17 protein-coding genes are annotated in these 16451 nt (G+C 70.8%); 13 read left to right on the top strand and 4 right to left on the bottom strand.

Annotation, left to right across the window (positions count from 1 at the left end; all coding sequences use genetic code 11):
* Positions 1-258: 258 nt before the first annotated feature.
* Positions 259-2061 (top strand): Hsp70 family protein, encoded by a 1803-nt coding sequence (locus DI269_RS21950; protein ID WP_112139836.1) that lies wholly within the window; start codon positions 259-261, stop codon positions 2059-2061.
* Between the two features lie 44 nt (positions 2062-2105).
* On the opposite strand, the gene DI269_RS21945 is transcribed toward DI269_RS21950, so the two are convergent.
* Together DI269_RS21945 and DI269_RS21940 are read right to left on the bottom strand one after the other, a co-directional pair.
* Entirely contained in the window at positions 2106-2555 is a 450-nt protein-coding gene (locus tag DI269_RS21945; RefSeq protein WP_112139833.1) for a DoxX family protein, read from the bottom strand.
* A 260-nt stretch (positions 2556-2815) separates the two neighbouring features.
* Positions 2816-3388, bottom strand: coding sequence for a TetR/AcrR family transcriptional regulator (locus DI269_RS21940; protein ID WP_112139830.1), 573 nt, complete (start codon positions 3386-3388; stop codon positions 2816-2818).
* 91 nt (positions 3389-3479) lie between these two features.
* Here DI269_RS21940 and DI269_RS21935 point away from each other — a divergent pair, with 91 nt between their 5' ends.
* The 8 genes from DI269_RS21935 to DI269_RS21900 all read left to right on the top strand — a co-directional run bounded on the left by DI269_RS21935 (position 3480) and on the right by DI269_RS21900 (position 11483).
* Positions 3480-3683: a DUF3046 domain-containing protein gene (locus tag DI269_RS21935; RefSeq protein WP_112139828.1), complete on the top strand. Its 204-nt coding sequence runs from the start codon at positions 3480-3482 to the stop codon at positions 3681-3683.
* A 120-nt stretch (positions 3684-3803) separates the two neighbouring features.
* Positions 3804-4862 (top strand): recombinase RecA, encoded by a 1059-nt coding sequence (gene recA / locus DI269_RS21930; protein ID WP_112139825.1) that lies wholly within the window; start codon positions 3804-3806, stop codon positions 4860-4862.
* Positions 4837-5373 carry a regulatory protein RecX gene (locus tag DI269_RS21925; RefSeq protein ID WP_112139822.1) on the top strand — a complete coding sequence of 179 codons (537 nt, stop codon included), beginning with the start codon at positions 4837-4839 and terminating at the stop codon, positions 5371-5373. Before recA ends, DI269_RS21925 begins: the two co-directional genes overlap by 26 nt.
* A 133-nt stretch (positions 5374-5506) precedes the next feature.
* Positions 5507-7105, top strand: a complete 1599-nt coding sequence (gene serA / locus DI269_RS21920) for a phosphoglycerate dehydrogenase (protein WP_112139820.1) — start codon at positions 5507-5509, stop codon at positions 7103-7105.
* Between the two features lie 158 nt (positions 7106-7263).
* Positions 7264-8301, top strand: coding sequence for a 3-isopropylmalate dehydrogenase (locus tag DI269_RS21915; protein WP_112139818.1), 1038 nt, complete (start codon positions 7264-7266; stop codon positions 8299-8301).
* A gap of 177 nt (positions 8302-8478) precedes the next feature.
* Complete coding sequence (locus DI269_RS21910) at positions 8479-9576, top strand: branched-chain amino acid aminotransferase (protein ID WP_112139815.1); 1098 nt, start codon at positions 8479-8481, stop codon at positions 9574-9576.
* Positions 9577-9702: 126 nt separating this feature from the next.
* On the top strand, positions 9703-10296 hold the full coding sequence (locus DI269_RS21905) for a hypothetical protein (protein WP_157975154.1): 594 nt from the start codon (positions 9703-9705) through the stop codon (positions 10294-10296).
* Positions 10293-11483, top strand: a complete 1191-nt coding sequence (locus DI269_RS21900; RefSeq protein WP_112139810.1) for a PrsW family intramembrane metalloprotease — start codon at positions 10293-10295, stop codon at positions 11481-11483. Before DI269_RS21905 ends, DI269_RS21900 begins: the two co-directional genes overlap by 4 nt.
* A gap of 18 nt (positions 11484-11501) precedes the next feature.
* Here the strand turns inward: DI269_RS21900 and DI269_RS27870 are convergent, their stop codons facing one another.
* A complete protein-coding gene (locus DI269_RS27870) occupies positions 11502-12203 on the bottom strand; it encodes a hypothetical protein (protein ID WP_198667627.1) in 702 nt (233 codons plus the stop codon).
* A gap of 113 nt (positions 12204-12316) precedes the next feature.
* Positions 12317-13369, bottom strand: a complete 1053-nt coding sequence (locus DI269_RS21890) for a polyprenyl synthetase family protein (RefSeq protein ID WP_232822862.1) — start codon at positions 13367-13369, stop codon at positions 12317-12319.
* A 95-nt stretch (positions 13370-13464) separates the two neighbouring features.
* Between DI269_RS21890 and metF the strand changes: the two genes are divergently transcribed.
* The 4 genes from metF to DI269_RS21870 all read left to right on the top strand — a co-directional run bounded on the left by metF (position 13465) and on the right by DI269_RS21870 (position 16295).
* Positions 13465-14370 carry a methylenetetrahydrofolate reductase [NAD(P)H] gene (gene metF / locus DI269_RS21885; RefSeq protein ID WP_112139808.1) on the top strand — a complete coding sequence of 302 codons (906 nt, stop codon included), beginning with the start codon at positions 13465-13467 and terminating at the stop codon, positions 14368-14370.
* A gap of 121 nt (positions 14371-14491) precedes the next feature.
* Positions 14492-15100, top strand: coding sequence for a hypothetical protein (locus DI269_RS21880; protein WP_157975153.1), 609 nt, complete (start codon positions 14492-14494; stop codon positions 15098-15100).
* A 40-nt stretch (positions 15101-15140) separates the two neighbouring features.
* Complete coding sequence (locus DI269_RS21875; RefSeq protein ID WP_112139803.1) at positions 15141-15521, top strand: tetratricopeptide repeat protein; 381 nt, start codon at positions 15141-15143, stop codon at positions 15519-15521.
* A gap of 255 nt (positions 15522-15776) precedes the next feature.
* Positions 15777-16295: an SAV_6107 family HEPN domain-containing protein gene (locus DI269_RS21870; RefSeq protein ID WP_198667626.1), complete on the top strand. Its 519-nt coding sequence runs from the start codon at positions 15777-15779 to the stop codon at positions 16293-16295.
* Positions 16296-16451: the final 156 nt, after the last annotated feature.

Genomic DNA, 16451 nt, shown 5'->3' with positions numbered 1-16451 from the left:
CGCGGCAACCGCGAAGGCGGCTTCCGGGGCGGCGACGACCGCGGCCGCGGCGGCTACGGCGACCGGGACCGCGGCGAGCGCCGCGGCTACGGCGACCGCGAGCGCCGCGACCGCTGGTAAGCGCGAGTTAGAGCTGAGCGAAGGCCGGCAAGGGGATCGATCCCCTTGCCGGCCTTCGCCGTTCCCCGTGAGGGAACCGGGGCCCGCGGCGGGGAAGTACCCTTGCTGGGTCGCCTCCCCCGTCCTGAAAGGTCCTGAATGGACGCCGCCCCGCGCACGGCCGCCGCTCTCGGCATCGACTTCGGCACCCACAACACGGTCGCCGCGGTCCTGCGCGGCGACGGGCGGCGGCACCAGATCCTCTTCGACGGCCATCCCCTCCTGCCGTCAGGGATATACCTCGACCACGATGGTTCAATCCTGGTCGGCCGCGACGCGGCGAGAGAAGCCCGCCGCCACCCGCACCGCTACGAGCGCAACCCGAAACTCCGCCTCGACTCGCCCTCGATCCTCCTGGGGGACAGGGAACTTCCGATCGGCGACGCGGTCGCCGCCGTCATGCGCCGGGTCCTCACCGAGTGCAGCGCGGTCGCCGGGCCGCCCCGCTCGGTCCAGATCACCGTCCCCGCCGCCTGGGGCCCGGCCCGCCGCCACATCGTGAGCGACGCCGCGATCGCCGCAGGCTCGCCCGTCCCGGTCCTCCTGCCCGAGCCGGTCGCGGCCGCCCGCTACTTCGCCGAAGTCCTCGGCCACCGTGTCGAACCCGGGCAGGCGGTCGTCGTCTACGACCTCGGCGCGGGCACCTTCGACGCCAGCGCCGTGGCCGCCGCCCCGGACGGCTTCGACGTGCTCGCGGTCGACGGCTCGGACCGCGTCGGCGGCCACTACCTCGACCAGGCCCTGGTCGACTACCTCGGCGGCCGCTTCGCGGGCACCGAGGAGCGTTCTGCCGCTTGGCGGTCGCTCCTGGACCCCGACGCCGGGAGCGAGACCCTGCGGGCCCGCTTCGCGCTCTACGACGAGGTCCGCGAGGCGAAGGAGCGGCTGTCGCGCCGCTCGACCACCGAGATCCTCGTCCCCGGCTTCGCCGCCGAGGAACTCCTGACCCGCGCCGAACTCGAACTCCTGGCCCGGCCGCTCCTGGCGCAGACCGTCGCGATCACCAAGGCCGTGATCCGCGAAGCGCAGCTCGCCCCCGAGCAGGTCGCGGGCATCTTCATGGTCGGCGGCGCGAGCCGGATGCCCTTGGCCGCCACCATGCTCCACCAGGAACTCGGCATCGCCCCGACGATGATCGAGCAGCCCGAACTCGTGGTGAGCGAAGGCGCGGTCCTCTCGGCGCCTTCAGAACCCGCGGTGACGCCGACGGCGGTCTACACGCCGGTACCTCCGGCCCCGCCGGTCCCGACCGCGGTCGTTCCCGCCGCGGTGACCCCCACTGCGGTGATCCCGCAGCCGCCTCGCCCGGCCCGGCGCCGGCCGGTGAACCTGCCGGCCCTGGTCATCGTGCTCGCGGTCCTGGTGATCATCGTGTCCGGGGCGATCCTCGGCGAGCTCTACGGGGGCGGCGAGGCCGGGGCCGACGACGACCTCACGACCCCGGAGGCGACGACCGAGGAGACCTCAAGTGCGCCGGAGACTCCGGAGTCGAGCAACCTGCCGAGCAACGACCCGGGCGAGACCGAATCCTCTTCCACTGCAACCGATCCGGAGACGATCTACGGCACGGTCTTCTGGGACTGCCCCGACACCAGGCAGTACTGCCGCGACCAGGGCGGGGAACCGGGCATCCGCGGCGACGCGGACGACCCGGCCTCGGCCATCGCGTACGCCGAGGTCGGTACCGAGTACGAGCTCGAATGCTTTGTGACCGCCGACCTGATCACCCCGCGCGGCAACGAAGGGGCCGAGGGCTTCTGGGACTACCACCCGGGCAAGGACGCCTCCGACGTCATGGTCCGGGTGGACCTCGGCGGAGGCGAGTCCGGTTACATCCCGTTCGTGTGGCTGGTGATCGACCCGGCCGACGTGAACTCCCTCGGCGGCCTCGCCGAATGCTGAGGCAGCCCGAGCGGGCGGCTCGGAGCGCCGCCCGCTCGGACGCCTTACGCCGCTGCCGGAGCGGGTTCGGCGGACGCCTCGTCCTTGTTCTTCTTCTTGTTGAGCCACAGGCTGTCCACGGCCAGCAGGCCGCCGCCGGAGAACCCGATGGCGATCGCGGCGGCGGCGAGCACGAGCACGTACTCGTACCCGCCGTTCTGGGAGAAGAACCCGCCGTCGAGGTGCACGAAGTACATCGCGCCGAGCATGACGCCGGCGAGCGCGAGGCCCGCCAGCGGCAGGAGCGCGCCCGCGATGAGCAGCGCGCCGCCGATGAGCTCGGCGAGGACCGTGAAGTAGGCGGACAACGTGGGTGCCGGGATTCCCATGCCGTCGAAGCCCTGCGCGGTCGCGTCGACCCCGCCAGTCCATTTCTGCCAGCCGTGCGCGATGAACACGACGCCGAGGACGACGCGTCCGATGAGGAGTCCGATCGGTTGGAGTCTTGCGATCATATTGCCTCCCAGTGGGAATGCTGCCCCTTGCCGGGCCGGCGCAGGGGCCGGACGGCGGTCGGCGCTGACCGCTGTCTCCGGGGAGCGGAACCCGGGGCAGGCTTAGTTGACTGTTCAACTAACCCGATAGCTTAGCAATACAGATAGATCTGTGTAAATATGACACGCCTTCAGATATCTCGTGTGATTTGCGCGGTACAGGAACGCGCACAAAAGAGGGCGACAGGAGTATCCTGGCGCCCCCGCCCGCGAGTCCGTCCTCAGTGGCGGCGGACCGCCTCCTCCACGAGCTGCAGGATGCGGGTGATGTCGAGGTCGTCGCGGCCGGTCGCGAGGTAGCGGACCAGGCCGTCGTACATGAGCTGGAGGAAGCCCCCGAGGACGTCGATGTCGATGTCGGTGCGCAGGACGCCGATCTCGCGCTGGTGCTCCAGGCGCTCGCGGCTGGCCTCGGCGATGGCCTCGCGGCGCCGGCCCCAGGCCTCGGCGAACTCGGGGTCGGTGCGCAGGCGGCGGGCCACTTCCAGCTGGGTGCCGAGCCAGCCGGAGATCTCAGGCTTGTCGGCGCCGGCCGTCAGGTCCTGCATGACGCCGACGAGTCCCCGCTCGGCCACGGTCGCGGCCATCTCGGCGGCGTCGACCGAGGCCACGGCCAGGAACAGCGCGTCCTTGTCCCTGAAGTGGTGGAAGATCGCCCCGCGGGAGAGCCCGGTCGCCTCTTCGAGCCGCCGCACCGTCGCGCCCTCGTAGCCGAATTTGGCAAAGCACGAGCGGGCGCCGTCCAGGATCTGCTGGCGGCGCGAGTCGAGGTGTTCTTGGCTGACGCGAGGCACCCGGCAATCTTGCCACCTGGGATTGGCCCCGGCCCCGGCAGTCGCCTACCGTTGTCCCCATGGACAGGCGCGGACGGCGGGGGAGCGGCGCATGAAGCACAGCGATTTCTGGGACCGGATGGAAGAGACCTTCGGCGCCGGGTACGCCAGGTCGGTCGCCGCCGACCTCTCCCTGGGGCAGCTCGGCGGGCGGACCATCGACCAGGCGCTCGCCGACGGCGAGAACGCCAAGGCCGTCTGGATGGCGGTGTGCCGGGCCTGGCCCGAGCGGATCCCCGCGCGCCTCGTGCGGTAACCGGCGCATCCCTCGTCTTGTCGGATGGGCCGTGTTCGAACAAGCCGTTGTTCTACCTTGTCGGTGGGTGCGGCTACCGTATTCGACATGGCTAAGCAGACAGGATCCAAGGGAGGCGGGATGAACTCCGCTCAGGACAAGGCCAAGGCGCTCGATCTCGCGCTGGCCCAGATCGACAAGCAGTTCGGCAAGGGCTCGGTCATGCGGCTGGGCGAGAAGCCGAAGCAGAATGTCAAGACCATCTCGACCGGATCCATCGCCCTCGACGTGGCCCTCGGGGTCGGCGGCCTGCCGCAGGGCCGCATCATCGAGATCTACGGCCCGGAGTCGAGCGGTAAGACCACGATCGCGCTCCACGCGATGGCGAACGTGCAGGCCGAAGGCGGTGTCGCGGCGATGATCGACGCCGAGCACGCGCTCGACCCGATCTACGCCGAGAAGCTGGGCGTGAACGTCGACGACCTCCTGGTCAGCCAGCCGGACACCGGCGAGCAGGCCCTGGAGATCGCCGACATGCTGGTCCGCTCCGGCGCGGTCGACCTCATCGTCATCGACTCGGTGGCCGCGCTCGTGCCGCGCGCCGAGATCGAGGGCGAGATGGGCGACTCCCACGTGGGCCTCCAGGCCCGGCTCATGAGCCAGGCGCTCCGCAAGATCACCGGCGGTCTGAACACCACCGGCACCACGATGATCTTCATCAACCAGCTGCGCGAGAAGATCGGCGTCATGTTCGGCTCGCCCGAGACCACCGCCGGTGGTAAAGCGCTCAAGTTCTACGCCTCGGTGCGCCTGGACATCCGCCGGATCGAGACGCTCAAGGACGGCGGCGAGGCCGTCGGCAACCGCACCCGCGTCAAGGTCGTCAAGAACAAGGTCGGCTCGCCGTTCCGCCAGGCCGAGTTCGACATCCTCTACGGCATCGGCGTGTCCAAGGAGGGCTCGCTCATCGACATGGGCGTCGAGCACGGCATCGTCAAGAAGTCGGGTGCCTGGTACACGTACGAGGGCGACCAGCTCGGCCAGGGCAAGGAGAAGGCCCGGGCCAACCTCAAGGAGAACCCGGACCTGGCCCTGGAGATCGAGAAGCGGATCAAGGAGAAGCTCGGCGTCGACGCCGCCGCGGCCGACGCCCCCGCCAAGATCGAGGACGAGATTGAAGAAGCCGAAGTCGACTTCTAAACCGAACGACCCGGAAGCGGCCCGGCAGTACTGTCTCCAACTGCTGTCGGGCCGGCCCCGCACGCGCACCGAGCTCGGGGACTCGATGCGCCGCAAGGGCTTCGAAGAGGACGTCGTGACCGAGATCCTCCAGCGCTACTCCGAGGTCGGCTTGATCGACGACGCGGTCTTCGCCCGCGCCTGGGTCGAGTCCCGCCACCGCTCCCGCGGCCTCTCCAAGCGGTCCCTCGCGGGGGAGCTGCGCCGCAAGGGCGTCGACCCCGACTTCGTCGACGCCGCCGTCGAGCAGGTCACCGACGAGGACGAGCGCGAAGCGGCCCTGGAACTGGCCCGCCGCCGCTACCGGTCCCTCGCGGGCCAGCCCGACGACGCGGTCCTGCGCAAACTGGTCGGCATGCTCGCCCGCAAAGGCTACGGCTCCGGCATCGCCATCCCGGTGGTGAAGCAGGTCCTCGCCGAGGCCGAGAGCGACGCCGCAGAGCTCCTGGACGAGGACGCCCACTTCGAATAGACGGGAAGCGGGTTCCAGGATTCGGGATGCGGCAGGTCGGTAAGGAGCCGTTAACGCGATCGACATACCATTGCCGCTGACGACGCAGCGCCGCGCCCGGTCCTCCGTTGCTCCTTACCTTTGCGAGGTACCCATGACCGAACCGAAACCCGTGGTGGTCATCGCCGACCCACTCGCGCCCGCAGCGATCGAGGTCCTCTCCGGGGACTTCGACGTCCGGGAGATCGACGGTACGAACGTGGAGTCCCTCCACGCCGCGCTGGTCGAGGCCGATGCCGTGATCGTCCGCTCCGCCACCACCATCGACGCCGCCGCGCTCGAACACGCGCCGAAGCTCAAGGTCGTCGCCCGCGCGGGCGTGGGCCTGGACAACGTCGACCTGCCCGCCGCCACCGAGCGCGGCGTCATGGTCGTCAACGCCCCGACCTCGAACATCGTGTCCGCCGCCGAGCAGGCCATCACGCTGCTGCTCGCCAGCGCCCGCCACATCGCGCGCGCCGACGCGTCGCTGCGCGCCGGCCGGTGGGACCGCAAGAAGTTCACCGGCGTCGAGATCCAGGGCAAGACCCTGGGCGTGGTCGGCTTCGGCAAGATCGGGCAGCTCGTCACCACCCGCATGCAGTCCTTCGACATGGACGTCGTCGCCTACGACCCGTACGCCCAGCCCGCGCTCGCCGCGAAGCTCGGGGTGCGCCTGGTCGACCTCGACACGCTCCTGTCGGTCAGCGACTTCATCACCATCCACCTCCCGAAGACCCCCGAGACCGTGGGGATCATCGGCGAGGACGCCCTGACCAAGGTCAAGCCCGGGGTGCGGATCGTCAACGCCGCCCGCGGCGGCCTGATCGACGAGGACGCGCTCGCCGCGGCGCTCCAGGACGGCCGCGTGGCGGCCGCCGGCCTCGACGTGTTCGTCAAGGAGCCGTGCACCGACTCGCCGCTGTTCGCGCTCGACAACGTCGTCGCCGCGCCGCACCTGGGCGCCTCCACCCGCGAGGCCCAGGACAACGCGGGGCTCGCGGTCGCCAAGAGCGTCAAGCTCGCCCTGTCGGGGGAGTTCGTACCGGACGCCGCGAACGTGCAGGCCGGCGGTGTGGTCCACGAAGAGGTCCGCCCGCTCCTCGCGCTCGCCGAGCGCCTGGGCCGCACCTTCAACTCGCTGGCCGGCTCGGCCGTCCAGTCCGTCACCGTGGAGGTCCGCGGCGACGTCGTCGCGCACGACGTCACCGTGCTCCAGCTCGCGGCCTCCAAGGGCCTGTTCGTGGACGTGGCCGACTCGGTCACCTACGTGAACGCGCCGCTCGTGGCCGAGCAGCGCGGGGTCGAGGTCGGGCTGTACACCTCGCAGGAGTCGCCGGAGTACCAGACGCTGGTGACGCTGCGCGGCGCGATGGTCGACGGCCGGGGCCTGACGGTCTCGGGCACGATCAGCCCCGGCCCGCACGGCGGCCCGCGGCTGACCGACATCGACGGGTTCGAGCTCGACATCGACCTGGACGGGTCGCTGCTGTTCCTGCGCTACACCGACCGGCCCGGCGTGGTCGGCCTCATCGGCGGCGCGATCGGCGACCTGAACATCAACATCGCCGCGATGCAGGTGGCCCGCAAGGCCGCCGGCGGCGAGGCCGTCATGGCGATGGCCCTGGACGCGCCGGTGCCCTCCGAGGTGCTGGGCCGCGTCAAGGACTCGGTCGGCGCGACCGGCGCCAAGGCCGTGACGCTCCAGGATTGACGCTTCTCACGGGTTCCATCTGCTGAGAGCCGTTCGTCGGAATGCGGGACGGGTGCGTTATGGTGAACGCACCCGCCCCGCATTCCCCGTCTCCGGACCGTGACTCCGGACGGGTCCGAGTGCGCGGAGCGGCGAGGCATCGAAACCAGAGAGGCACCATGAGCAGGATCGCGGTCATCCCGGGCGACGGGATCGGGCAAGAGGTCATCGCCGAGGCGCAGAAAGTGCTCGCCGTGGCCCTCCCGGGCTACGAGTCGACCGAGTACGACCTCGGTGCGCGCCTGTACAACCGCACCGGCGAGGTCCTCCCCGACAGCGTCCTGTCCGAACTGGACGAGCACGACGCGATCCTCCTGGGCGCCATCGGCGACCCGACCGTCCCGCCGGGGGTCCTCGAACGCGGCCTGCTGCTCAAGCTCCGCTTCGAGTTCGACCAGTACGTGAACCTGCGCCCGAGCCGCCTGTACCCGGGCGCGACCTCGCCGCTGGCCGACGTCAAGCCCGGCGACATCGACTTCGTGGTCGTCCGCGAGGGCACCGAGGGCCTGTACACCGGCGCCGGCGGCAACCTCCACACCGGATCGCCGGCGGAGATCGCCACCGAGGAGTCCCTGAACACGCGCTACGGCACCGAGCGGGTCATCCGCGACGCGTTCGAGCGCGCCCGCCGCCGCCGCGGCCACCTCACGCTCGTCCACAAGACGAACGTGCTCGTGCACGCCGGCGGCCTGTGGAAGCGGACCTTCGACGACGTCGCCGCCGAGTACCGCGACGTGACCACCGAGTACCAGCATGTGGACGCGGCCGCGATGTTCCTCGTGAACCGCCCCCACACGTTCGACGTCATCGTGACCGACAACCTGTTCGGCGACATCCTCACCGACATCGCCGCGGCCGTCACCGGCGGCATCGGCCTGGCCGCGACGGGTTCGATCAACCCCGACCACACGCACCCCTCGACGTTCGAGCCCGTGCACGGCTCGGCCCCGGACATCGCCGGGCAGGGGATCGCCGACCCGGTCGCCGCGATCTCCTCGACCGCGCTCCTGCTGGAGCACCTCGGCCGCGCCGACGCCGCCATCGCGGTGAACGCCGCCGTGGAGCGCGAGCTCGCCTCCCGCGAGAGCGGGACCCCGATCCGCACCGGCGAGGTGGGCGACCGAGTAGCCGCCGACGTCGCCGGACAGCTCAGCTAGACCCAAGCAACAGCTTCAGCGCCCGGCGGGCCCGCGCTCAACAAGCGCCTCGCCGGGCGTTTTTCCATGTCATACATGTGATGCAAGCCTTCTGCCCGACCACCTGAACGAGCGGTAAGTTAGGCATCAGGACCAGTAACGCCAAGCACACGACCTTGTGAATCCGAAGGACAGATCATGACCACCGACGGTCTTCCCGACCTCCGGCGCGAGCCGCACCCGAACCCGACCCCGGACGCCGAGCGCGAGCGCATCCTCGCCGACCCCGTCTTCGGCACCGTGTTCACCGACCACATGTTCCAGATGACCTGGACCGAGGGGCAGGGCTGGCACGACGCCGTGCTCAAGCCGTACGGGCCCCTGACCGTCTCCCCCGCGGCGGCGGTCCTGCACTACGCCCAGGAGATCTTCGAGGGCCTCAAGGCCTACCGCCACGAGGACGGCAGCATCGGCCTGTTCCGCGCCGAGGCCAACGCGCACCGCCTGAACATCTCGGCGACCCGCATGGCCATGCCCCACCTCCCCGAGGAGTGGTTCCTGGAGTCGATCCGCGAGCTCCTCGCCGTCGACGGCGACTGGGTCCCCAGCCAGGACGAGGCCACGCTCTACCTGCGCCCGTACATGATCGCCTCCGAGGCGTTCCTGGGCGTGCGGCCCGCGAAGGAGTACACGTACCTCCTCATCGCCTCCCCGGCCGCCGCGTACTTCAAGGGCGGACCCAAGCCCCTGACCCTGTGGGTGTCCGAGGAGTACAACCGGGCCGGACCGGGCGGCACCGGCGCCGCCAAGGCCGGCGGGAACTACGCCGCGAGCCTCCTGCCGCAGTCCGAAGCCATCGAGCACGGCTGCGACCAGGTGATCTTCCTCGACGCCGTCGAGTACAAGTACGTCGACGAGCTCGGCGGCATGAACCTGTTCTTCGTCTACGAGAACGAGCGGGTCCTGTACACCCCCGAGCTGGGCACCATCCTCGCCGGGATCACGCGCGACGCGATCATCACGCTCGCCACCGAGGCCGGCTGGGAGGTCCGCGAGTCCAGGTACGCGATCGACCGCTGGCGGGACGACGCCGAGTCCGGGCTGCTCACCGAGGCGTTCGCGTGCGGCACCGCCGCCGTCATCACCCCGGTCGGCACCGTCAAGGGCCGCGACGGCAAGTTCACCATCGGCGGCGGCGAGGCCGGCAAGTTCACCATGCAGCTGCGCCAGAGCCTCCTCGACCTCCAGTACGGCCGCACCGAGGACACCCACGGCTGGATCACCACGGTCGCCTGACCGGGCGAAACGCTTCAGTCGCCTACCCGACAGCGACCGGTGCATCCGGCCGAAAACCGGACAAACAATGGTCCCCTTCCCGTACCTTTGAGACCACGTGTGTCGAGGGCTCGGGGAGGGGACGCGTTGGCAGAGGTCACCATTCGGCTGAACCGGCTGGGGCTGGAGCGGGGCCGCATGTGGCAGGCCCTCCTCGCGGCCGTCGCCATCGCGCTGCCGGTCGCGGTCTGGCTCGGCCTCGAACGCGCCCTAGGCGACTCGGTCCAGAACATCGGCGAGGGCGACACCCTCTTCCTCCAGTCCTACCCCGTCGCCGGCGCCAGCCTCGAATACGAGCTGCCCGGCAGCGGCTGGACCAGCCCCGGCATCCACTTCGCCGACCAGCGCCAGAACTTCGTCCTCGACCACCTGACGGCCTCCGTCGAGGTCGACTCCGGCGTCGACAGCCTCGAACGGCTCCTCGACCGCCGCGTCCAGCCGGTCATCGCCCAGAACGGCTACATCTACAACAACGTCCGCAAGTACGCCGACGAGGACGCCGGGCTCTCGGGCTACCGCGCCGACATCATCGGCATCGACAGCGCCGGGTCGATCACCGTGGTCGGCAACGACAAGGGCGCCGCCGCCATCCTCATCCTCATCGCCCCCGGATCCGACCCCGCCGCGAGCGACGTCGACCCCGCACCGTACGTCGCCACGTTCGCACTGGAGGGCAAGTGACCGTCCGCACCGAGCGCGTCGTCGTCGAGAGCCAGGGCGCGTTCATCCGCATCCGCAGGCCCGCCTACTGGCTGTTCGTCGCCTGCCTCGTCTACGGCCTGCTCGAACTCGGCCGCGTCTTCTCGCCCGACTACGACGACATCGCGACCGCCCTGTGGGCCTCCATCGCCGTCAACGCCGTCCTCGCGATCGTGTTCCTCCAGATCCTCTCGCGCCTGGACCTGTTCGAACGCGAACCGCCGACCGTCCGCGCCGCCGCCATGGCCTGGGGCGGCATCGTCGCCGTCGCCCTCGCGATGATCGCCAACAACGCCGCGCTCGTCGTCCTCGCCGAACTCGTCGACGCCAAATGGGCCCGCACCTGGGGGCCTGCGATCGTCGGCCCGGTCAACGAGGAGTGGCTCAAGGCCCTCGGCGTCGTCATGCTCGTCCTCATCGTCCGCGAGCACTTCGACCGCCCCATCGACGGCCTCATCTACGGCGCGCTCGTCGGCCTCGGCTTCCAGGTCGTCGAGAACCTCACCTACGCGGTGAACTTCGCGGCCCTGAACCCCAACTCCGACATGGCCGGCGCCCTCACCGTCACCTTCACGCGCGTGCTCGTCGCCGGGCCGTTCTCGCACCCGCTGTACACCGGCGCGGCCGGGCTCGGCATCGCGTACTTCGTGACCATGCACCGGCGCGCCTTCAGCACCCGCGTCGGCGTCATGGTCGGCCTGTTCGCGCTCGCGCTCGCCATGCACGGCCTGTGGAACCTGCCGATGCCCGACGCGTTCCCCGCCGGGCTCAAGATCCCGCTGACCTACGGCAAGGGCCTGATCATCCTCGGCCTGTTCTTCGTCCTGTACCGCTTCGCGGCCCGCGCCGAATGGCGCTGGTTCGTCACCACCATGTCCGACGAGGACGAAGCCGTCATCACCACCGACGACCTCACCGAGATGCGCTCGCTGCGCTCGCGCCGCAAGGCCCGCAAGCGCGCCCAGAAGCGCTGGGGCAAGGACGCCTCGCAGCTGCTGGGCCAGCTCCAGCGCGAACTCGTCTCCCTCGCCACGCTCGTCGCCCGCGACCAGCGCCGCGGCGAGCAGCGGCCCGACAGTCCCGACGTGGCCGCCGTCAAGCGCAACATCACCGCCATCAGGACCGAACTCGACCAGGCCAGAGGCGCCGTCGCCGCCAAGAAGCACTAAGGGCCCCTTGGGACTCCGTTAACCGCCGACCGGGCCCTTGCGCGGCACCGGCACCATCGGCGCCCGGGGCGCCTGCTCGGCGACCGGGCCGCCGGCGGACTCGCTCGGCGCCTCCGTGGGGGAGGCGCTGGTCGAGACCGACTCGCTCGTGCTCGGGTCCTGCGCCGTGGGCGCCTCGGTCGTCGGCTCCTGGGTCGGCTCCTCGGTGGTGGGCTCCTCCGTCGTCGGCTCCTCGGTCGGCTCCTCCGTGGTCGGCGGCTGCGTCGGGGTGCTCTCCTCCTCGGTCGGCCCGCCCGTGGGCTCGCCGCCGATCGGCACCAGGTCCGGGTTGCGCCCGCCCGTGCCGCTCCCGGTCCCGCGGCCCTGCGAGGCCGACCCCGTCGGCGACGCCTCGGCATTCGGGTCCGCGGCGTCGCCGCCGCGCGGCGCGTCCTGCGACGACGCGGCCTCGGACGCCTCGGCGTCCTGCCCGGTCGTGTCCGCACCCAGCCCGAACCAGCCCTCGATGATGTCCGCGTCGTCCCCGCCCAGGCCCGGTATGCCCGGGACCGAGTCGCCCCGCACCAGCGACCCGGCCGCGATCACCCCGCCCGCGACCGTCGCCACCGCGATCACCCCGACCCGCCGGAACCGCTTCGAGCGGCGCAGATCGTAGCCGAGCGAGCGCACCGCGCCCTTGGTCTCGCGCCCGATGGCGCCGAAGAGTCCCACCTGTCCCACCGTCCGTTCGTATCCGTCACCGGGACTAACGAAGGAAGCGACATCGGGTAACCGTCAGGTCACCCGTGCGGGGGTCATGCGAAGGACCGAACCCGATCGTGGCGGGCCCGGATTCAGAAGTCGCGCTTGACGGCCTTCACCAGCAGCCCGGCGAAGACCTCCAGGGCCGCCGGGTCCACGTCGGCGCGCGACGCCTCAAGCGCCGCCTCGGCCTCGGCCGCGAGGTTCTCGATCCGCTGCTCGGTGTCCGCCAAAGCCCCGGTGTCCATGAGGATCGCCCGCAGCCGCGCCACGCCCGCCGCGTCCAGGTCCGGGTTCCCCAGGTTCGCGTCCAGGGCCGCCCGCTGGACCGCGTCGGCGGCCGCCGAGGCCCGCGCGACCAGGAACGTGTGCTTGCCTTCGCGCAGGTCGTCCCCGGCGGGCTTGCCGGTCTGGGCCGGGTCGCCGAAGACGCCGAGCACGTCGTCGCGCAGCTGGAACGCCTCGCCGAGCGGCAGCCCGATCGCCGAGTAGTGGCCGCGCACGCGCTCGCCGGCGCCCGCGAGCGACGCGCCGATGAGCAGCGGCCGCTCGATCGTGTACTTCGCGGACTTGTAGCGGGCGACCTTCGCGGCGGTCGCCTCCGAGACGTCCCGGCGCACCTCCGAGAGCACGTCCAGGTACTGCCCGGCGCTCACCTCGGTCCGCATCAGGTCGAAGTCGCCGCGGGCGGCCGCCACCTTCGCGAACGGCATCCCCGCGGAGCAGAACAGCTCGTCGGACCAGGCCAGGCACAGGTCGCCCAGGAGGATCGCGGCCGCGGCCCCGAACTCGCCGGGCCGCCCCGACCAGCCCTCGGCTTCGTGCAGGGTCGCGAAGCGGCGGTGCACCGAGGGCGCGCCGCGGCGGGTGTCGGAGCCGTCGATGAGGTCGTCGTGCATGAGCGCCGAGGCCTGGAGCAGCTCCAGCGACGACACGCACGCGACGAGCTCGTCGGAGTCGTCGAGCCCGGCGCCGCGGGCGCCCCAGTACGCGAACGCGGGCCGCAGGCGCTTGCCGCCGCCGAGCACGAAGTCCCGGACCGCGTCGGCGTAGTCGCCGAGCCGTTCGTCGATGCCGCAGATGACCGCGGCCTGCCGGTCCAGGAAGGCCGCCAGGGCCGCGTCGATGCGCTCGTTGAGCTCCACGTTTCGAACGCTAGACGAGCATCGATGCGTCCCACCTGTTGGGTGTCCTGGAATGCAGGTCAGGACACGTGTATCAGAACCGTTACCGTTGGGTCATGACTCTCGGGACGCCCAGCGTGATGCCGACCAAGGCCGCCAAGATCGGCGACCTGCTGCGGTCGGGCGAGCCCAAGTTCTCCTTCGAGTTGTTCCCCCCGCGCGACGAGAAGGCCGAGGGCGTCCTCTGGCGGACCATCCGCGAGCTGGAGCGCCTCGGCGCCGACTACGTGTCCGTCACGTACGGCGCGGGCGGCTCGACCCGCCTGAAGACCGTCGACACCACGAACCAGGTCAACGCCGAGACGACGCTGCTGACGATGGCGCACTGCACGGCCGTGGACCACTCGGTCGCCGAGCTGCGCAACCTCATCGGCCACTTCGCGAACGTCGGGGTCCGCAACATCCTCGCCGTGCGCGGCGACCCGCCGGGCAACCCGCGCGCCGACTGGGTCCGCCACCCCGAAGGCATCCTCCACGCCCGCGAACTCGTCGAACTCATCAAGGAGTCCGGCGACTTCAGCGTCGGCGTCGCGGCCTTCCCCGACGGCCACCCGCGCGACGTCGACTGGGAGACCGGGGTCCGCTACTTCGTCGAGAAGTGCAAGGCCGGGGCCGACTTCGCGATCACGCAGATCTTCTACGACGTCGAGGACTACCTGCGCCTGCGCGACGCGGTCGACGCCGCCGGCTGCGACGTCCCGATCGTTCCGGGCATCATGCCGATCACGAACATCAAGCAGATCGAGCGGTTCGCGGTGCTCACCGGCATGGTCTTCCCCGAGGCCCTCGCCGAACGGCTGCGCGCGGTCGCCGACGACCGCGACGCGATCCGCGACATCGGCGTCGAGGTCGCCACCGCGATGGGCTCGCGCCTCCTCGCCGAAGGCGCCCCGGGACTGCACTTCACCACCTTGAACCACTCCCGCTCCACCCGCCGGGTCTGGCAGAACCTGCGCGGATAGGCCCGATGCGACTGTCGCACATCCGATCGGGGGATTGCGGTCACCGCGGCAACACGTAGAGTCCTCTTCTATGCACGATGCTGCGAATGCACGCCTGATGCCGTCTGCTACAACAACACCCATGCGCACCCGAGTGCCCGCCGACTCCCTTGTAGGCAGGGTCATCCTCTCCACCCGGTTCAAGCCCGGCGCCGTCGTCGGCGTCGGACTCGCCGCCAGCCTCTTCGTGCCCTTCTGCGTCGTCGTCGGCGGGCCGGTCGTCCTCGTCACGCTGCCGCTCATCGCGCTCACCGCGATGTGCGACGCCTCGTACACGCTCCTCGCCGCCCGCTCCACGAGCCTCTCGCGGCGCGTCCTCGTGCTCGAACCCCTCGCCGCGCGCCTCTCCGAGGCGTGCTGGCTCCTGTCCCTGTGGCTCCTCGGCGCGCCCGGCTGGGCCGTGGTGGTCACCGGCGCCCTGTGCTGGATGTACATCCTCACGCGGATGCGCGCCCGCCAGGTCGGCCTCAACGACCTCGGCATGACCACGCTCGGCGAGCGCTCGGTCCGCGAAGTCGTTGTCGCCCTCGGCTTCGGCGCGTGCGGGGTCATCGCCGTCGCGGGCGGCGGCCAGTTCGCCGAGTGGACCGAGGGGGTCGCGACCATCACGATCACCGCCTGGATGCTCCTGGCCGCGCTCGGCCTCCTCCAACTCGTCATCGTCGTCTCCGCGGCGCTGCGCAACGACTGAGGGCGGGAATGAACTGATCTCATGCGGCGTTGAGGGGCGAATGCGCTACGACGACATCACCGACGACCAGATCGCCGCCTTCATCGAATCCGACGCCCGCGAGCGCCAGGTCCCCGAGGAGACCCAGCGCCTGCGCGACGCCGAGGAGATGCTCGCCAAGAAGGACCCGCACGCGGCCCTGAAGTTCCTGGAGCCGCTCCTGCGCGACCACCCGGAGCACCCGGACGTGATGCTCATGGCCGCCCGCGCGTACTTCAAGTCGGCGCAGCTGAACAAGGCGCTCGCCCTGACCGAGAAGATGGTCGACGCCAACCCGGCCGACTTCTACGCCCGCCTCCTCCTGGGCCGGACGCTCCAGCGCCTCGGTCGCAACGACGAGGCCCGCGGGCACCTGCGCCTGGTCGACGAGGTCACCGAGTAGCCGCCTCACGGGCGGCTCAGCGCGGCCGCCCGTGCCGGTTTCTTTCGAACACCGCATGGCGGCGAAGCGAAGAGAGCGGGTCGCGGACCTTTCGGTCCGCGGCCCTTTCTCTTTGCCGCGCAAGGCTTCCGCTGTCGTATGGGCGACAGTCCGTAGCTATTCGCTGATTTTGTGCGAAGTTGGGGGTTGGAAATGTCGTACCCCTGTGGTTCCATATTTCTCGAACGCAAGTTCGAACAGGTTTAGGAGGCCACCATGGCTGCTTCCCGACCCGGAGCCACCCGATCAGCTTCCACAGTGTCGACCGCCGGCACCGGCTCGCCCCGACTCGTGCAGGCGGGCACCGTCTCCAACTCCCGTCTGCGCATCCCCGCCGACCAACTACCCAACCGCTCTCCGCTGCAACTGCTCGCCACGGCCCGCGCCGACCTCGACGACGCCGCCGAGCGCGTCCGTCCCGGTGAGCGCTACGCCGAGGCCCACATGGCCGCCCTCCGGGTCGCCGTCGCGGTCCTCGCGGTCCGCGCCGGAGACGCCACCGGCAGGCGCCGTCCCGGCCGCCCGTCGAGCACCTGGGAGCTCCTGCGCAACGTCGCGCCGGAACTGGAGGAGTGGGCGTCCCACTTCGCCCGCACCGCCCGCAAACGGGTGCTCGCCCAAGCGGGCATCCCCGACATCGTCACGCCAGAGGAGGCCGACGCGATCGTCACCGACGCCCGCCGGTTCCTCGACGTGGTCGTCAGACTCCTCGGATTCAGCGCGCTCGCGCGCTGAACGGAGGAACACGGCAGCGCCTCGGCGCGCCGGCGGCCGAAGGCCGCCGGTCGGCCGGAACGGGCTCGCTGACGGCCCGCTCCTCCGGGTGACCCCGGCCGTGCCCGGCGATACGCGCGCGCTCGACAACCGCTCTCGGTTATACGATTGCTGCTG

Source organism: Glycomyces dulcitolivorans (genome assembly GCF_003265355.1).
GTDB lineage: Bacteria > Actinomycetota > Actinomycetes > Mycobacteriales > Micromonosporaceae > Glycomyces > Glycomyces dulcitolivorans.
The sequence above is the reverse complement of the archived record's forward strand: the minus strand, read 5'-3'. Positions and strand labels throughout refer to the sequence as shown.